Here is an 18,126-nt window from a genome sequence, read left to right on the forward strand (position 1 = left end):
CATCCGTTCAGGCGGCGTCGCGGTAATATTTCGCTGTTGGCAGAATGGACAAAGGTGTCAGCCGGTTGATAGCCGGATTGCCAAACATCAGCCTTTGCTCCGTCGCTGTCGATCTGAAGAACGGCAACCGGTCGAGTATCCGTTGAACATTCTCTTGATTGCCGGGAATTTCGAACAATGCGAGCGGAGGGAGAACGCCCGGAAACACCTTGCCCGCAGTCCTCTGCGTGGCGCTGAAGAAGCGGGCATAAAATGCGGAATGCTCCAACTTAATCGGGATAAACATCGCGGTCTGGCGAAAATAACAGTAGGCCGCCATGCAAATCCTGAGCGTCAGGAAAGGCAGCACTCCGGGCGCCGGCGCGCTGTCGGGGTCTGTCGCGAAGCGCGTTCCGTCGATGAAGGTTTCCCCGCGGGCAAGCCGGGGAAGCAATATTTCGGGATAAGCGTCGATCGAAGGCGAGTATGGCTGGTCACTGGAAATATAGTGGAGGCGCACTGTACTGACCAATTCGCCGTAGCAGTAGACACCGAACCGATAGGAATTGGGCAGATTGTCCCATCGATCCTCGAACATGCCGCTGGCGATCGGGCCGCACATGCCTGAGCGCAGATAGGACTTATAGCGGAGTCGGTAGATCGCCTCCAGATCTTCGCCCCCGGTAATGAGACGATATTCGACATGATCCAGCAATTGCATCATGGATCGGTTGAGTGCCGAGTCGATCCTCGCGCTGGCCTCAACCGACGCACTCTTCTTCGCAGTATCCATTGCCAGTCCTCGAAATTCCGCCTGGAAGTAGGCTATTCGAGTTGAAATGAGACACAAGCTGAAAATTCAACATTGCTTATTTACCGCTTGTTAACCTTAACGACCGGGGTCGTTCACCGATTTTGGACACGAAAAGCAAATGGCGCAGCCGGTGGTTGCCTGATCCGGTCTGGCGGCGGTCATCGAAATTATTCTGAAGTCAGATCTTGAAAGCGCCAAGACGTAGCGGGTTTGGACGACGCCTGAGCGGTCATCATTTCATCAAGTGAACAATTGCTCTGTGTTTTTAAATGCAATTTCAGGTGGAGAACCGCTCACACTTTTCCTGGAATTGCTTTGCTCAGACGCGATTCCGGACGGAAAACCGCTTCACATTTTTCCTGGAATTGCTTTTAGCTGGCTGTCCGTTTGCCGGCGATATGCAGGTCAGCGGCAAACGGCCATGTGACGGTCGACATAGTCTCGATGCCCGATGCGCTGAGCGCGGCGCCGAACAGGAAGCCCTGCAAGAAGTCCGGCTTGACCAAATGGACCAGCGTCTTCAGCTGCTCGAAGGTCTCGACCCCTTCGATGGTGACCGAAAGGCCCAATGTCCGGGACAGGCCGACGATGCCCTTCAGAAGGTCGAGCGACTGCCGGTTCTGGTTCACATCGACCAGGAAAGAGCGGTCGATCTTGATCTTATCGAGCGGCAGCTTGTGCAGATAGCTCAGACTGGAGTAGCCGGTCCCGAAATCGTCAAGCGCGATGCGCGCGCCGAGAGCCTTCAATTCCTCGATCGACTCGCGCGTCAGCGACTTGTCGTCGAGCAGGGCGGTCTCGGTGACCTCGATTTCGAGCCGGTGCGCCGCAAGGCCCGACTTGGCCAAGGCATCCCTGACCTTCTCGACGATATCGCGATTGCGGAAATCCTTGGCCGAAAGGTTGACCGACACGCCGGTCTGGGCCGGCCATTTGGCGCATTCGGCGCACGCGGCTTCCAGCACGAAAGTGCTTATGTCGGAAACGATACCCATCTCCTCGGCCAGGGGGATGAAGACACTGGGTGAGATCGGGCCGAGATCGGGGTGGTCCCAACGGCAGAGCGCCTCGCAGCTGGCGATGCGCATGGTGTTTACAGCCACGATCGGCTGATAGACGACGCGCAATTCCCTGGCCTGCACGGCGTTGCGCAGATCGGCCTTCATCAGCTGGCGATTGCGGAAGGCGGCGTCCATGGCCGCCTCGAACAGCCTCCAGCTGTTCTTGCCGAGCTCCTTGGCCTTGTAGAGGGCAAGGTCGGCCTTGACGATCATGGCATCAACGTCGGTGTCCTTGACCTTGGACAGCACAGCGCCGCCGCTGGCCTGGATGCGCAAGCCGTGGCCGGCAACGTCCACCTCACCCTGCAGGTCCGCGAATATATGGTCGAGGAGGGTGTTGAGATGGCTCTCGTCCTCGACACGGTCGAAGAAGATCATGAACTCGTCACCACCGAAGCGGCTGACATTGACACCTTGTCCGGCGACGGCCGCCAGGCGTTCGGCAACGGCGTAGATCAGCCCATCGCCAACCGGATGGCCGAGCGTGTCGTTGACGCTCTTGAAATCGTCGAGATCAATCACCGCCAGCGCGCACAGGCGATCGCGGCTGCCCAACGCCATGGCTTCGCCGACCAGCTCATGGAAATAGGCGCGGTTCGGCAGGCCGGTAAGGCTGTCATAGCGCGCCATGAAGCGGATCTTTTCCTCCGCCTCGACGCGGGCCGTCACGTCCTCGAAGGTGATGACGCCCAGTTCCTGGCTGCCTTCACGGGCGGAGAATTCGTAATGCTGGCCGTTGGCGAGCGAGACCAGTACCTTGCGGTCGCGGCCTTCGCGCAGGGCGCGCGTCAGTTGCGCCTCGATGTAGCGGCAGTCCTTCGGGGCCAGCATGCCGCCGGCAACGCCGCGCAGCAGCAGGGAATGAATCGACCGGCCGAGCAGCTGGTCCGGCGATTTCAATGACATCAAATGTGCTGCCTCGGCGTTGGCGACGACCACCTTCCCGTTCGAGTCGAGCATGACAAGGCCATGCGACATCGTATTTAGCGCCCGATCGAACCTTTGCGCCAACTCCTTCGCCTGCCTGTGACCGATGACCGCCGAGAACAGAACGTTGCGGACATGGTCGGCGCTGCTGATGGTGACGATTGTCGTCGGAATGATCATCAGCCCGAGGACGAAGTCGGGGACGTCCATGCGCAGGAAGAGCGCAAGTGCTGCTGGCCCAATGAGGGTCACGGAAAAAATCTGCACCATGCGCCTGGATCCGTAGCTTCGGCCGACAACCGTGAGCAGGGTGGTCAATGCCAACGACACAGCCGCCAGTTCGGCGAAGTCATCGGGACGCAGGTAGATCGACACGAAACACAACGACCCCAACGCGAGGCCCTGCGCACTGCCTTTGAGAATGTAACCGCGTTCCCACGCCTCTGCCTTTTCGACAGTGGGTATAGGGCTGCCTGCCCTGTGGAAGCTGCGGATGCTGAAGTAACGCCAAAGGCTGATCGACAACAGAAGGAAGGCGAAGCCAAGATACAGCGGATCGTGCGTCCGCAGGTAGATCATCAATCCGAGGATCCAGTAGCATACGCCGCCGACCACCAGCATGTAGGCGTTGTCGGATAACGCCCGCACAAACTGGATATAAACATCCGCCGGGATGTCTTCGGTCTTTGCTCTGTCCATACCGTTGGCCCAACGCTAAGCCTTGTCATGCCACACCCGCCTTAAGAAAGGCTTAGAACGGCGGCTTTGGCCCGTTTGCCGAGGGCGGGCAAATGCAGTACAGATTGGGAAATCAAGCTTCAGGTAAACAAGGCGTGTCGATCACTCCGCGGCCTGAAGTTCACGCCGCGCCGGCGTGTTGGCCAGGCGCTCGACAAGCCTTTTGCGCTCGCCATCGGCCTTTTCGGCGCTGGCCTGCCTGACATGGCCGTAGCCGCGAATAAGCGCCGGCACCGAGGCCAGCGCCACGGCGGCCTCGGTCCTGCCCGGTGCAAGTGCTGTCGCGATAAGCTCCAGATCGGCCTCATAGCGGGCCAGAAGCTGCCGCTCCATGCGCCGCTCGGCGCTGTAGCCGAACACGTCGAAAGCCGTGCCGCGCAAGCCTTTCAGCGCCGCCAGCAGGCGAAGACCCTTCATCATCCACGGCCCGAAGTTCGATTTCTTCGGCTTGCCGTCATTGCCGCGCCTGCCCATGATGGGTGGCGCCAGATGAAATTCGAGTTTTTCGTAGCTCTGGAACTGCTTTGACAGTTCCGTGGCGAAGGAGCCGTCGGTGTAGAGCCGAGCCACCTCATATTCGTCCTTGATCGCCATCAGCTTGAACAGGTTTTTGGCCGCCGCTTCGGTCACCGCGGTCGAGCCGGGCACGGCCTTTGCCTCGGCGGCACGCAAAACCGCCAGCTTTTCGGCATAGCGCCGGCCAAAGGCGGCGTTCTGGTAAGCGGTGAGGAAAGCGACGCGGCGGGCGATCACATCGTCCAGCGTCTCGGCGATAGGCGCGGCCTTGCCGGGCTGCGCAATGAGGCCGCGCACGAACTCCGGCTGATGCGCGGCGCGACGGCCCCAGCGGAATGCGGCGATGTTCATCGCCACCGCTTCGCCGTTCAATTCGATAGCCTTTTCAACGGCTTCGGCCGACAACGGCAGCCCGCCATGCTGGAAGGCGAAGCCGAGCATGAACATGTTGGCACCGAGCGAATTGCCGAACAGTTGCGTGGCGGTTCGCGTCGCGTCGAAGAAATGCGCCTTGTCGTCGCCGGCGGCAGCGCGGATCGCCTTCTTCAGCCGCTCGATCGGCAGCGAGAAATCGGCCGAGCGGGCGAATTCGCCGGGCATGATCTCGGCAGTGTTGGCAAGGAAGATGGTATGGCCTTCGCGCACCGCGCCAAGCACCTTCTTGGCGCCGGACACGACGAGGTCGCAGCCGAGCACCAGGTCGGCCTTACCTGCCGAAACGCGGATGGCATGAATATCGTCCGGGGTGCGGGCGATGCGGACGTGGGTGAACACCGAACCGCCCTTCTGGGCAAGGCCGGCCATGTCGATCATGCCACAGCCCTTGTCCTCGAGATGGGCCGCCATGCCCAGCACCGCGCCGATGGTGACGACGCCGGTGCCGCCGACGCCGTCGATGATCGCCGCCCAACCCTCGCTGCCGAGTGGGAATTCAGCCGGGACCGGCACGCCGTCGAGCGGATCGGTCCGCCCGGCAATGCCTTCAGCCTTCCTGATCTTGGCGCCGTGCACGGTGACGAAGGAGGGGCAGAAGCCGTTGACGCAGGAGAAATCCTTGTTGCAGCTCGACTGGTCTATTCTGCGCTTGCGGCCGAACTCGGTCTCGACCGGCTGGATCGAGACGCAGTTCGACTGCACGCCGCAATCGCCGCAGCCCTCGCAGACCAGTTCGTTGATGAACACCCGCTTGTCGGGATCCGGGAAGGTGCCACGCTTGCGGCGGCGGCGTTTTTCGGCCGCACAGGTCTGGTCGTAGAGCAGCACCGAGACGCCTTTGACGTCGCGCAATTCGCGCTGGACGAGATCGAGGTCGTCGCGGTGATGGATGGTGGCACTGGCCGGGAATTCGGCCTTGCCGGCATATTTGTCCGGCTCGTCGGTGACGATGGCGATGCGCTCGACGCCTTCGGCACGCACTTGCCTTGCGATTATGTCCACCGTCAGGCCGCCCTCATGCGGCTGGCCGCCGGTCATGGCGACGGCGTCGTTGTAGAGGATCTTGTAGGTGATGTTGGCGTCGGTCGACAGCGCGAAGCGGATCGCCAGCGTGCCGGAGTGATTGTAGGTGCCGTCGCCGAGATTCTGGAAAATGTGGTCGCGCTTGGAGAATGGCGCCTGGCCGACCCATTGCGCGCCCTCGCCGCCCATGGCGGTGAAGCCGACCGTGTTGCGATCCATCCACAGCGCCATGAAGTGGCAGCCGATGCCGGCGGCGGCGATCGAGCCGTCGGGCACCTTGGTCGAGGAATTGTGCGGGCAGCCGGAGCAGAAGAACGGCGTGCGCGAACCAATATCGCTGGCATCGGCAAGCATCGCCTGGAACTGGCGCAGCTTCGCCACCTTCGCGGCGATCTCTTCCGAGGGACCGATGGTGCGCAGAATCCGCTCGCCCAGCGCAATGGCGATCTCGTTGGGGTCGAGCGCGCCCTTGGCCGGGAACAGCCAGTCGCCGCGCTCGTCCTTCTTGCCGACGATAACCGGCTGGGTGGCGGTGCCGTAAAGGTTTTCGCGCAGCTGCACCTCGATCAGCGAGCGCTTCTCCTCGACGACGACGATGGTGTCGAGGCCGCGGGCGAATTCGGAAATATGCTGCAGGTCGAGCGGCCATGGGCAGCCGACCTTGAGCAGGCGGATGCCGATCCGGCTGGCGGCGGCCTCGTCGATGCCGATGTCTTCCAGCGCCTGGCGGACATCGAGATAGCTCTTGCCCAACGTGATGATGCCGAGCTTAGGGCTGCGACCGCCCGAATAGACGATGCGGTTCAGACCATTGGCATGGATGAAGGCTGACGCCGCGGCGCGCTTGTGTTCATGCAGCCGCTCCTCCTGGCCGAGCATGTCGATCTCATGACGGATGTTGAGACCGCCGGGCGGCAAGTCGAACTCCGGCACGACGATGTTCAGCCGCTCGAGCGCGGCATCGACGGAGGCCGTCGATTCGATGTTGTCCTTGACGCATTTGATCGCCGCCCATGTGCCGGCAAAACGCGACATGGCGAAGCCGTAGAGACCGTAGTCGATGATCTCCTGGACACCGGCCGGGTTGAGGATTGGCACCATGGTGTCGACGAACAGGAATTCAGTAGCATGCGCGTTGGTCGAGGATTCGGCCATATGGTCGTCGCCCATCAGAGCGAGCACGCCGCCATGCTTCGACGAGCCGGCGAGGTTGGCGTGGCGGAACACATCGCCGGAACGGTCGACGCCCGGGCCCTTGCCGTACCAGACCGAAAACACACCGTCATGCGTGCCTTCGCCCAACAATTCCGTTTGTTGCGAGCCCCAGCAGGCGGTAGCGGCGAGCTCCTCGTTGAGGCCGGGCTGGAAGACGATATCGGCTTGCGCCAGCTGCTTTTTCGCCCGCCACAGCTGCATGTCGAGGCCGCCGAGCGGCGAGCCGCGATAGCCGGAAACGAAGCCGGCCGTGTTGAGGCCGGCGCGGCGGTCGCGCTCGCGCTGCATCAACAGCATGCGGATGACCGCCTGCGCGCCGGATAGGAAGATGCGCTCCTTGCCAAGATCGAACTTGTCGTCGAGCGCGACGTCGTGCAGCGTCATCAGGCATTTCCTCTGCGGAGGCGGCGACGGGGGGCGCAGCCAACGTAGGAGTGAGATGGCGCAGTCTTTCTCCGCTTGCAAGGCAGGTCAAACGAAATCGAAAGTGCCAGGCAAAGCGCAACGAACGGTCGCCCGGCATCGCTGCTCCTGCACGAAACTGATCCTCAGCGGCTGTGCGGCGACCGAAAATTTCTACTGAGTCGCGTCGGGCAAAAACACGTCAGCCTTTCGAGCAATCAGGCTTGGGCTCGCCCGGCAGCTTGCCGTCGGGATGGCCGGCAAGGTCAGGATTGGCCGTATAGAGCTGGTCGACCACCAGCGGCCGGTCGGGCAGGATCGACTGGTCCTCCGTCGAGATCAGCGTGGTGTCGATCTTCTGCAGGAATGTGCCGTCAGGACCCCTGATGCTGATGGAGATCGCGTAAGGCTTGTCCTTGACGATACAGGTCAGCGCCGGGCTCTCCAGGCTGACCTTGTCGAGCTTCGGCCAAACCTTCTGCTCGACCACCAGGGGAGGACCGCCGGCGGGGTTCTGGAAGCTGGCGACCGCCACCTGGCCCTCGCCCATCGGCTGCAGGGGCCGCAGCGTCACGACATAGGTCGCCCGGGCGAGACGGTAGTTGAAGACGACGACCTTGCCGGAAACCTCGAACAGCTTGCCATCGCCGCCGGTGTCGCGGCAGGCGCCGAGCGCGACGGCGGCAATGAGTGCTGCGCCGACAAGGATCGAACGAAAAAACCCCCTAGGCATTCTTGACCTCATGAGGCGCCGTGCGGCGGCGGCGATAGTGACGGCTTGCTTTCTGGCGGTTGCCGCACACCGCCATGTCGCACCAGAGGCGGCTGGAATTGCGGCTTCTGTCGACGAACAGCCAGCTGCAATTGGGACAGATCCTGAGCCTGGCAACCGTATCGTCGCGCAGCAGCGACAAGGCTGAAACCGCCAGCGCCGCCTCAAAGGCGATCGGTGTCGCCGGATCGCCGAACGGCCTTCCCGGCGCGCCGATTTCAGCTGGGCTGTGCTCAAGACCGCCGGCGCAAGCCTTGAGAAAGACAGCCAGATCGTCGGCGGCAAGCGCACCTTTCGACACCGCGCCGCGAAACAGGCGGTCGGTCGTCTCGCGGATCGACAGAACCACGGGCGCGATCCTGTCCGGCGAGGCAGCCTCCAGCCGCCTGCCGCCAAGCTCGGCGCCGCGAAAGCCGGTGGCGGCCTCGGCAAAGCGCGCGATCTCGGCCGGATCGGCAAACCGGTCGAAGGTCTTTTCGGGATCGTTGCGCAGCACCACGGTGTTGGCCGTGTCGAGCGCAAGCATGCCGCCAGTGAAGCGATGGGGGGTCCAGGATACCGTCATATCAGAAATCTAACCGATAAATCGCGTTTGACAAGTTAGATTCCACGATGCAAACCTTGGCCGGGCGCGGCCTCCGCTGCCCGGAAGGCTGTCTATGCTCTATTTCTTCCAGCAGGTGCTGAACGGGCTGCATTCAGGCGCGCTCTATGCGCTGCTCGCCTTTGGCTACGTGCTGACCAACGGCATCCTGCACCGGACCAATCTCGCCTACGGCGCGCTGTTCGCCTTTTGCGGCCAGACGATGATCCTGACCGTGGCCTTCGGTTATCAGGTGCTGTGGCTGACCTTGCTGGCGGCAGTGGTGCTCGGCGTCGTCACGGCTTTCCTCTACGCCGGACTGATCAGCCACGTGCTGTCGCGCAGCGTCTTCGAACCGCTGGCCGACCGTACGCCCAACGCGATTGTGGTGACGACGCTCGGCATCCTGCTGGTGCTGTCGGAAGCCAGCCGCATTGCCGCCGACACGCATGACTGGTGGCTGCCGCCGATGCTGGCGCAGCCCGTTGTTTTCGCGCAAGGCGCCGGCTTCCAGGCGACGCTGACTCTCATCCAGCTCATCGACTGCGCGATAGTTCTGGCGGCACTCATGCTCGCCGCATGGGCGTTCGCCCGCTCCGGCTTCGGCCGCCGCTGGCGCGCCGTCTCCGACGATCCCCACGCGGCCGCCTTGTGCGGTGTCGATGTGCGCAGGGTGTTCCGGCAAGCAGTGCTGTTCGGCGGCTTCTGCGCCGCGCTGGCCGGCGTCATGGCCGGGCTCTACTACGGCAATGTCAGCTTCGGCTCAGGCCTCGTCTACGGGCTGAAAATCCTGTTTGTCACGGCAGTGGGCGGCTATCTCTCGCCGCCGCGGGCTGCGCTCGGTGCGGCCGCCTTCGGCATGGCGGAGTCGTTATGGGCCGGCTATTTCCCGATCGAATGGCGCGATGGCTGGATGTATCTGTTCCTGGTCGCAGCACTCGTGCTGATCGGTCCCGGCCGCGACCAGCAGAAGATCGCCTGATCGCCGCATCCGGCATCAGACTTTGGTTGCATGACGCAGCAGCCGGCCGGCACTTTATCCCCTGCCTCAAGTCACAACGGCGTTGATCGCGCCCCTTCCATGTTGACCCGCCGGACCACGCACGGCATACCGTTGGGCCACAGCGGCGCGACGGAAAATAAGGGGAGCCGGCGCGCCTTCGACACAAGGGAGGAATGCATGGCAGGGCTGCTCGCTCTATCCAGAACGATTGACCGTATGAACGAGTTCATCGGCAGATGGATATCGTGGCTGATCCTGCTGGCAATCCTGGTCAGCGCCGCCAATGCCGTCATCCGCAAGATGTTCGACATCTCGTCCAACGCCTGGCTGGAACTGCAGTGGTACCTGTTCGGCGCCGCCTTCATGCTGGCTGCCGCCTACACGCTGAAGCAGAACGATCATATCCGCATCGATATCGTCTACGGCATGTTCTCGCGCCGGGTGCAGCACTGGATCGACGTGCTCGGCCATCTCTTCTTCCTGATGCCGTTCGTGACGCTCATGGTGATCTATTTCGTGCCTTACGTGTCGCTGTCGTTCCGCAGTGGCGAAATGTCGAACAATTCCGGCGGCCTGATCATCTGGCCGGCCAAGGCGATCCTGCTCGTCGGCTTCTTCCTGCTGGCCCTGCAAGGCATCTCCGAGATCATCAAGAAGATCGCCATCATGCGCGGCGACATGGACGATCCCAATCCGTTCATCTCGGCGCACGAACAGGCCGAGCTCGAGGCGAAAGCCCTCGCCGAAGAAGCCAAGGCGCTCGCCCAGGAGGCACGCCCATGATGGAGTTCATCGCCCAGAACATGGCGCCGATCATGTTCGCCTCGCTGATCATCTTCCTGCTGATCGGCTACCCCGTCGCTTTCTCGCTCGCCGCAAACGGCCTGATGTTCTTCTTCATCGGCGTCCTGCTGTCCCCCTATTCGGGCGGCTCGATCAACCTCGCCTGGCCGCTGCTGCACGCCTTGCCGGACAATTTCTACGGCAGCAGGGTGATGTCGAACGACACGCTTCTGGCGATCCCGTTCTTCACCTTCATGGGCATCGTGCTCGAACGATCCGGCATGGCGGAAGATCTGCTCGACACGATCGGCCAGCTGTTCGGGCCGATCCGTGGCGGGCTTGCCTATGCGGTGATCTTCGTTGGCGCGCTGCTGGCGGCAACCACCGGCGTGGTGGCGGCGTCGGTCATCGCCATGGGACTGATCTCGCTGCCGATCATGCTGCGCTATGGCTATGACCGACGGCTGGCATCGGGCGTGATTGCGGCATCCGGCACGCTGGCGCAGATCATCCCGCCGTCGCTGGTGCTGATCGTGCTCGCCGACCAGCTCGGCCGCTCGGTCGGCGACATGTATGCCGGCGCGCTGATCCCGGGCCTGGTCCTGACCGGCCTTTACACGCTCTACATCCTGATCATGTCGATCGTCCGGCCGAACTCCATGCCGGCACTGCCGCTGGCGGCCCGCACTCTCGGCCACGGCGTGCTGTCGCTGTTGGCGGCGCTGCTGGTGGCAGTCGCGGCTTCCTATGCGGCCTATCGCTATCTTGCGCCGACGCATGGCGACAATGCCGATATCCTTGGCGCTAGCGTCGGCGTGATCCTGATCTACATTGTGGCTATCGCCGACAAGGGCCTTAACATCAACATGATGTCCAGGCTGGCGCAGCAGGTGATCATCGTTTTGATCCCGCCTCTGGCGCTGATCTTCCTGGTGCTGGGCACCATCTTCCTCGGCATCGCCACCCCGACGGAGGGCGGCGCCATGGGCGCGGTCGGCGCCCTTGCCATGGCCGCGATGAAGGGGCGGCTGTCGCTGGATGTCATCAAGCAGGCGCTCGCCTCGACGACGCGGCTGTCCTCCTTCGTGCTGTTCATCCTGATCGGCGCGCGGGTGTTCTCGCTAACCTTCTACGGCGTCAACGGCCACGTCTGGGTCGAGCATTTGTTGACGTCGCTGCCGGGCGGCGAGGTCGGCTTCCTGATCGGCGTCAACATCCTGGTCTTCGTGCTCGCCTTCTTCCTCGATTTCTTCGAGCTCGCCTTCATCATCGTGCCGCTGCTGGCGCCGGCTGCCGACAAGCTCGGCATCGACCTGATCTGGTTCGGCGTGCTGCTCGGCGTCAACATGCAGACCTCCTTCATGCACCCGCCTTTCGGCTTTGCATTGTTCTACCTGCGCTCTGTCGCCGCCCGCGTGCCCTATCTCGACCGCCTCACCGGCAAGCAGATCGCGCCGGTGACCACCGGCCAGATCTATTGGGGCGCGGTGCCCTTCGTCTGCATCCAGGTGATCATGATCGGGCTGACCATCGCCTTCCCGCAAATGGTGATGCGCTACAAGGGTGCGGCCGTCGATCCGGGTACGATCGAGATCAAGTTGCCGGACATGCCAGGCCTTGCGCCTCTCGGCACACCACCGCCAGCCGATGGCGGCGCATCACCCGCGGCGCCATCGTCGAACGATTTGTCGCAGCCACCGAACTTCGGCGAGACGCCACCCGCCAAGCCGGCGGCGCCGGCGACCGACCTGTCGCAGCCGCCGAACTTCAACTGATGGATAGAGCGTTTCGCCGTTTAGCGGAAACGGCGAAACGCTCTATCTCTTTGTTTTGACGCAATTCCGAACGGAAAACCGCTTACACTTTTCCTGGAATTGCTCTGAGTGAGGACGTCATGAGAGCTGTGCGCTTGGAAGCCGTGGGTAGCATTGCGCTGCGGGAAGTGGACAAGCCCGTTGCGGGGCCGCAGGATGTCCTGGTGCGCATCGAAGCCTGCGGCGTTTGCGGCACCGACCGTCATCTCCTCCACGGCGAATTCCCTTCGAGCCCGCCGGTTACACTTGGTCACGAATTCTGCGGCATCGTCGAGGCTGTCGGAGAAGCGGTTTCCGGCATCGCCGTGGGCGACCGCGTCACCGGCGATCCCAACATCTCCTGCGGGCGCTGCAGTCATTGCCGGGCAGGCCGCGTCAATTTGTGCAGCAATCTCAGGGCCATCGGCATCCATCGCGACGGCGGCTTCGCCGACTATGTCGTAATGCCGCAGAGCCAGGCTTTCCTTCTGCCTGCGAACCTCAAGCCAACGCATGGCGCCTTCTGCGAGCCGCTGGCATGCTGCCTGCACGCTGTCGATCTCGCCGGCATCAGACCCGGCGCGTCCGTGGTGGTGCTCGGCGGCGGCGTCATCGGGCTGCTTGTTGTGCAACTGGCGAAACTAGCGGGCGCGGCGACCATCGTCCTGTCGACCAGGCAGGCGTCGCGCCGGGCGCTTGCCGAGGGGCTCGGCGCGACAGCAACCGTCGATCCGAGTTCCGTAGACGCCATCGACGCCATCGCCGGGCCGGCCGGGCTGGTACCCGGTGGGGTCGACGTGGTGCTGGAATGCGCCGGCGTGCTCGATACGGTGGAGCAATCGACGCAGCTGGCAAAGTCCGGCGGCACGGTTGTCATCGTCGGGGTCATGCCGCAGGGCGAGAAGGTAGCCTTCGAGCCCTTCGATGTGCTGTTTCGTGAGTTGAAGGTGCTGGGTTCCTTCATCAACCCTTTCACGCACCGGCGGGCCGCTGATCTCATCGCGTCTGGCGCAATCGAGATCGATAGGCTGATCTCCAGGCAGGTGACGCTTGAAGAGGCGGCAGCGGTGATCGCAAATCCGGCTGCGCCCGGCGAAGTCAAGGTGCTGGTGGTGCCTGGAATAGGCTGAGGTGCAGGCCTCCGTCTTGCAACGTTGGCGATTGGCGAAGCCGTCGATGACAGCTTCCCTCTCCCCGTCACTATACGGGGAGAGGATGCCGGCAGGCAGGTGAGGGGCGGCGCCAATGTTGGATGGATAAAGCACAAGTTTGCGCTTCAGACCTCCACGCAGGCCCAGGCGATTCAGTCGCCTAAGCCTGCGCCGCCCCTCATCCGCCTGCCGGCACCTTCTCCCCGTATAGTGACGGGGAGAAGGGAACTAGCCTACAGCTTGCCGTTGCGCTGCTGGACCATCATGAAGGTGTCGTAATTGTACTCGGCCACCTGCGCCCAGAGATAGTGCTCCTTGCGGAAGCCCTTGATCGAGTCCCAGATCTTCTTGAACTGTGGGTTAGAGGCTTCCATCTCGGTATAGACCTCATTGGCCTTCTCGAAACAGGCAGCCATGATCTCCGGGGTGAACGGACGCAATTTCGCGCCGCCGGCCACCAGACGCTTCACCGCCGCAGGATTGAGATAGTCGTATTTCTGCAGCATGTTGGCGTCGGCCGCTTGCGCGGCCGTGTGCACCAGCGATTTGTAGGCCGGCGAAAGCTCTTCGTATTTCGCCTTGTTGAACATCAGGTGGACGGTCGGCCCGCCTTCCCACCAGCCGGGATAGTAGTAGTAGGGCGCGACCTTGTAGAAGCCGAGCTTCTCGTCGTCATAGGGACCGACCCATTCGGCCGCGTCGATGGTGCCCTTTTCCAGCGCTGGATAGATGTCGCCACCGGCGATCTGCTGCGGCACGACGCCGAGCTTCGAGACAACTTTGCCGGCAAAGCCACCGATGCGCATCTTGAGGCCGGAAAGGTCGGCGACGGTGTTGATCTCCTTGCGGAACCAGCCGCCCATCTGCACGCCGGTGTTGCCGCCGGGCAGGCCGAAAAGACCTTGCGTGGCGAGAAACTCGTTGAACAGGTCGATGCCGCCGCCGTGATAGTGCCAGGCATTTATGCCGCGCGCATTGAGCGAGAACGGCACCGCCGCACCCAGCGCCCATGTCGGGTCCTTGCCCCAGTAATAGTATGACACCGTGTGGCAGGCCTCGACCGTCCCGGCAGTGGTGGCGTCGGCGGCCTGCAGGCCGGGCACGAGTTCACCGGAGGCAAAGACCTGGACCTGGAAATTGCCGTCGGTCGCCTCCGACAGCATCTTCGAGAAGACTTCCGCGCCGCCGTAGATCGTATCGAGCGACTTGGGGAAGGATGACGCCAACCGCCACGTCACTTTCGGATTGGACTGGGCGATTGCCGGCGCGGCCAGCGTGGCGGCAGCCGCCGCGGCGCCCACGCCGGTGACCCCGGCCTTGCGGATGAATGAACGACGATCCATGCAGTTCCTCCCTATTGGACCAACAAACCGATATCAGGGCCATCTCCTCATGCCCGGTATCGGTTTGCCCGAAACAATACACGGGCAAGGGGTCGAGTCCAGCAGGGCGGCGGGATTTGACGGCGGCGCTGGCGACAAAACCGCGGGCCGGGCGCCCGGCCTGCAACTATAGTCTAACGTTTATGGCGTGGCCCATGCGAGACAACGAAACTTGCCATGGAAAAGCGCCTTCGGATCGCCTATTTTGCAGGCACAATAGCTTATTCGCTTCGCGTCAAAGGGAATCCGGACCCAAAATGCACCAGCCGCTCGTCGCCATATCGACCGACGTCCGTCAGTTCGACAACTACACCTGGCATGCCGCCCCGCAGCAATATATCGAGGCGGCACTGTCCGGCGCCGGCGTGTTCCCGCTCCTCGTGCCGTCCTTCGGCGACCGGCTCGATTTCGACGAATTGTTGTCGTCGGTCGACGGCGTCATGGTCACCGGCTCAAAGTCCAACGTGCATCCCTCGCTCTATGGCGGCGACGCCAGCGAGGCCAACGGCCCTTACGATCCGGCCCGCGATTCCACCACGCTGCCGCTGATCCGCAAGGCGATCGAGCGCGGCGTGCCGCTGCTTGCCATCTGCCGCGGCATCCAGGAGTTGAACGTGGCGCTGGGCGGCACGCTCGGCACCGAGATCCAGGAGCGCGAGGGTTCGCTCGATCACCGCGCGCCGGTGAGCGACAACCAGGACGAACGCTTCGCCATCCACCAGACCATTTCGATCAAGCCCGGCAGCTGCCTAGCCGGCGTGTTCGGCGCCGGCGACATCAAGGTCAACTCGCTGCACCGCCAGGGGATCGACCGGCTTGGCTCCAAGTTGCAGGTCGAAGCGGTGGCTGGCGACGGCACGGTCGAGGCTGTTTCGGTGAAGGATGCCCGCGCCTTTGCCGTCGGTGTGCAATGGCACCCCGAATACTGGGTCAAGTCGGACAGCAACTCGGCCAAGATTTTCCGCGCTTTCGGCGATGCGGTGCGCCTGCACGCGGCGGCGAAAGCCGGCGCGCGGGCGGCGGCCGAATAATCGATCGTATCAGTTGCCGGATTGATCTGGGCTGTCGGTTGTCGCCAACGACAGCAGCGGCAAGGCCGGCGCGTAGGATTCGTAGCCATCGCCGTCGGCAACCGAGAAGGTGACGATCGGGTCGACGCCGTCGGCGCTGAAAGCCACCGTGCCGTCCTGCTCCTCGCGCCAGAATTTCGCCCGCTCAATGCCGGGCAGCAGCCGGCGGCAATTCGGCGCCACCGTCAACAATAAAAGGCCATCGTTAATCGCGGCGCCGCGGGTGACCGCGCAGTCGCCTTCATCGCCATTGGCGACCAGCCTGAAGCTGGTGGACGGCGTGACCTCGTCGGCAGCGCTTTGCCCAGTGCCACCGTGAAACAGCTGAACGCCGCCGAATAGCGCCGCCGCGGCGGTCAATACGGAAAGTGTCTTCATTCTGGTACTCATCCACGCATACGCCCTGGATGAATAATCATTTCGAAGGGTTAAGCTGACGTTAATAAATGTGGCCGTCGCGCCCGGCGTTAACCGGCTGCCTTCACATGGGCCGTCTCCGGCACCGGCGTCAGCGGCCGGCGCTCGCTGAACCAGGACACCAGATTGTCGACGCACAGGTCCGCCATGGCGCGGCGCGTGTGGTGCGAGGCCGAACCGACATGCGGCAACAACGAGGTGTTGGGCGCTTCGAGCAACGCCTTGGGCACATTCGGTTCGTCGGCAAAGACGTCGAGCCCAGCGGCGGCGATGACGCCGTTGGCAAGGGCTGCCGCAAGAGCCGGCTCATCGACCGTGCTGCCGCGGCCGATGTTGACGAAAACACCATTGGCGCCAAGCGCAGCCAGGATTTCGGCATTGACCGCCTTTTCGGTGGAAGCGCCGCCCGGCACCACGGAAATCAGCGTGTCGACCGCTTCGGCAAGACCTTTCAGCGTCGGGTGGTATTGGTAGGCGAGGCCTTCGACCTTGCGTCGGTTGTGATAGCCGACCGGCAGCCCAAAGGCTTCCAGCCGGCGTGCAATGGCCAGGCCGATGCGGCCCATGCCGAAAATGCCGACATGACGGCCGCGCAAGGTCAGCCGGCTCAGCGGATAGTTGCCCTTCTTCCCCCAGCTGCCGTCGCGCAGCCATTTCTCGGCCGTGTACAATTCACGCACGGTGTTGAGCAAAAGGCCGATCGTGGTGTCGGCGACCTCCTCGGTCAGAACATCTGGCGTGTTGGTGACCATGATGTTTTTCTTGGCCGCGTGAACGGCATCCACCGAATCGTAGCCGACACCGAAAGAGGCGATGAGTTCGAGCTTGGGCAATGCGTCCATCAATGCCGCATTGACGCCGGCGAAGGAGGCAATGGCGCGCACGTCACGGCGCATTTCGTCGGTGACAAGTGCGGGATCGGCGCGTTCGATCTTGACCCGTCTGAAGGTGCGGTCGATGCGCTCGACCGCATGGTCGTTGAAATGCCCCGGCACCAGAACGGCGACGGAGTTCAATTGTTCGGCCTTGGTCATACACGCTCCACCGGCTTGCCGGTCGACTGGCGCACATGCAGTTCCGGCTTGATCAGTTCCTGCGACGGCCGTACCGCCTGTCCGTTCAACTTGTCGAGCAGCGCGCTGGCGGCGCGGCGGCCGACCTCGCGCTGGCCGTTCCAGACGGTGGTGAGTGCCGGTGTCGCGATTGCCGCCTCCTCGAGATCGTCATAGCCGGTGACCGAGATATCGGCGCCAGGCACCAGGCCCGCGCGGGCAATGCCGTTCATCAGGCCGATGGCGACGAGATCATTCCAGCAGCAGGCGGCGGTTGGCTTGTCTTTGAGCGCCAAAAACTGTCCAGCCGCCTCGAATCCGCCCTGCTTTGTGCGCGGGCCGGGAATGCGCCAGGACGGCCTGACTTCCAGTCCGGCCGCTTCCATGGCGTTGAGGTAACCCTGATAGCGGTCGCGTCCAGTCGAGGTCTGGTCGGTGCCGCCGATCATGGCGATGCGCTTGTGGCCGAGCGAGATCAAATGATTGGTGGCAAGTGCTGTGCCGTAGGCATCGTCGCCGCGAAACACCGGCACGTCGGCGCCTTCCACGGTGCGCGCGATCAGCACCGCCGGCAGGCCGTTTTCCTCTGCCATGACGATGTCGGAAGCCGGTGTGCCGATCGCCGGCGACATGATAACGCCGTCGGCGCCAAGCTGCAGCAGCGTGTCGATGAAGGTGCGCTGCTTTTCCAGCTGGTCGTAATGGTTGGAGAGGATGAAGGTCTGCCGGCTGCGGTCGAGCTCGCTCTCGATTGAGCGCAGGATCTCGGCAAAGAACGGGTTCATGATGTCGTGCACAACGACACCGACAATACCCGAACGCGAGGTGCGCAGTGAGGCGGCACGGCGGTTGTAGATATAGCCGATGGCGCGGGCATGTTCCTTGATGCGATCGCGCGTGGCGCCGGCGACCAGCGGGCTGTCGCGCAATGCGAGGGAGACCGTGGCCGTGGACACGCCAAGCGCATCCGCGATCGTCGAAAGCTTGATCTTCTGTGCCAGCCCTTCGCT

Annotated in this window: 14 protein-coding genes; 5 read left to right on the forward strand and 9 right to left on the reverse strand. The window is 62.9% G+C overall.

The genetic code is table 11. The features are described from left to right. Positions 1-7: 7 nt before the first annotated feature. The 5 genes from ACYHH6_RS06525 to ACYHH6_RS06545 form a co-directional block, all read right to left on the reverse strand. A complete protein-coding gene (locus tag ACYHH6_RS06525) occupies positions 8-772 on the reverse strand; it encodes an N-acyl amino acid synthase FeeM domain-containing protein (protein ID WP_352582488.1) in 765 nt (254 codons plus the stop codon). A gap of 392 nt (positions 773-1,164) precedes the next feature. Beyond that, a complete protein-coding gene (locus tag ACYHH6_RS06530; protein WP_352582486.1) occupies positions 1,165-3,480 on the reverse strand; it encodes a putative bifunctional diguanylate cyclase/phosphodiesterase in 2,316 nt (771 codons plus the stop codon). 141 nt (positions 3,481-3,621) lie between these two features. After that, entirely contained in the window at positions 3,622-7,092 is a 3,471-nt protein-coding gene (locus ACYHH6_RS06535; RefSeq protein ID WP_352582484.1) for an indolepyruvate ferredoxin oxidoreductase family protein, read from the reverse strand. 220 nt (positions 7,093-7,312) lie between these two features. Further along, complete coding sequence (locus ACYHH6_RS06540) at positions 7,313-7,843, reverse strand: hypothetical protein (RefSeq protein ID WP_376740371.1); 531 nt, start codon at positions 7,841-7,843, stop codon at positions 7,313-7,315. Next, entirely contained in the window at positions 7,836-8,447 is a 612-nt protein-coding gene (locus ACYHH6_RS06545; protein ID WP_112563752.1) for a CGNR zinc finger domain-containing protein, read from the reverse strand. Before ACYHH6_RS06545 ends, ACYHH6_RS06540 begins: the two co-directional genes overlap by 8 nt. A 94-nt stretch (positions 8,448-8,541) precedes the next feature. Between ACYHH6_RS06545 and ACYHH6_RS06550 the strand changes: the two genes are divergently transcribed. From ACYHH6_RS06550 to ACYHH6_RS06565, 4 genes are all read left to right on the forward strand, one after another. Then, positions 8,542-9,447 (forward strand): branched-chain amino acid ABC transporter permease, encoded by a 906-nt coding sequence (locus ACYHH6_RS06550; RefSeq protein WP_352582482.1) that lies wholly within the window; start codon positions 8,542-8,544, stop codon positions 9,445-9,447. Positions 9,448-9,645: 198 nt separating this feature from the next. Beyond that, positions 9,646-10,251, forward strand: a complete 606-nt coding sequence (locus tag ACYHH6_RS06555; RefSeq protein ID WP_352582480.1) for a TRAP transporter small permease subunit — start codon at positions 9,646-9,648, stop codon at positions 10,249-10,251. Beyond that, entirely contained in the window at positions 10,248-12,026 is a 1,779-nt protein-coding gene (locus ACYHH6_RS06560) for a TRAP transporter large permease (RefSeq protein WP_352582478.1), read from the forward strand. Before ACYHH6_RS06555 ends, ACYHH6_RS06560 begins: the two co-directional genes overlap by 4 nt. 119 nt (positions 12,027-12,145) lie before the next feature. Continuing rightward, entirely contained in the window at positions 12,146-13,174 is a 1,029-nt protein-coding gene (locus ACYHH6_RS06565) for a zinc-dependent alcohol dehydrogenase family protein (protein WP_352582476.1), read from the forward strand. Between the two features lie 254 nt (positions 13,175-13,428). Here the strand turns inward: ACYHH6_RS06565 and ACYHH6_RS06570 are convergent, their stop codons facing one another. After that, positions 13,429-14,538: a TRAP transporter substrate-binding protein gene (locus ACYHH6_RS06570; protein ID WP_352582474.1), complete on the reverse strand. Its 1,110-nt coding sequence runs from the start codon at positions 14,536-14,538 to the stop codon at positions 13,429-13,431. Positions 14,539-14,834: 296 nt separating this feature from the next. Here ACYHH6_RS06570 and ACYHH6_RS06575 point away from each other — a divergent pair, with 296 nt between their 5' ends. Continuing rightward, positions 14,835-15,608 (forward strand): gamma-glutamyl-gamma-aminobutyrate hydrolase family protein, encoded by a 774-nt coding sequence (locus ACYHH6_RS06575; protein ID WP_352555852.1) that lies wholly within the window; start codon positions 14,835-14,837, stop codon positions 15,606-15,608. 9 nt (positions 15,609-15,617) lie between these two features. On the opposite strand, the gene ACYHH6_RS06580 is transcribed toward ACYHH6_RS06575, so the two are convergent. From ACYHH6_RS06580 to ACYHH6_RS06590, 3 genes are all read right to left on the reverse strand, one after another. Next, positions 15,618-16,025, reverse strand: a complete 408-nt coding sequence (locus ACYHH6_RS06580) for a hypothetical protein (protein WP_352582472.1) — start codon at positions 16,023-16,025, stop codon at positions 15,618-15,620. 89 nt (positions 16,026-16,114) lie between these two features. Continuing rightward, positions 16,115-17,098 (reverse strand): 2-hydroxyacid dehydrogenase, encoded by a 984-nt coding sequence (locus ACYHH6_RS06585; protein WP_352582470.1) that lies wholly within the window; start codon positions 17,096-17,098, stop codon positions 16,115-16,117. Continuing rightward, entirely contained in the window at positions 17,095-18,117 is a 1,023-nt protein-coding gene (locus ACYHH6_RS06590; protein WP_112563795.1) for a LacI family DNA-binding transcriptional regulator, read from the reverse strand. Before ACYHH6_RS06590 ends, ACYHH6_RS06585 begins: the two co-directional genes overlap by 4 nt. Positions 18,118-18,126 lie beyond the last annotated feature (9 nt).

This window comes from Mesorhizobium sp. P171375 (assembly GCF_057786075.1).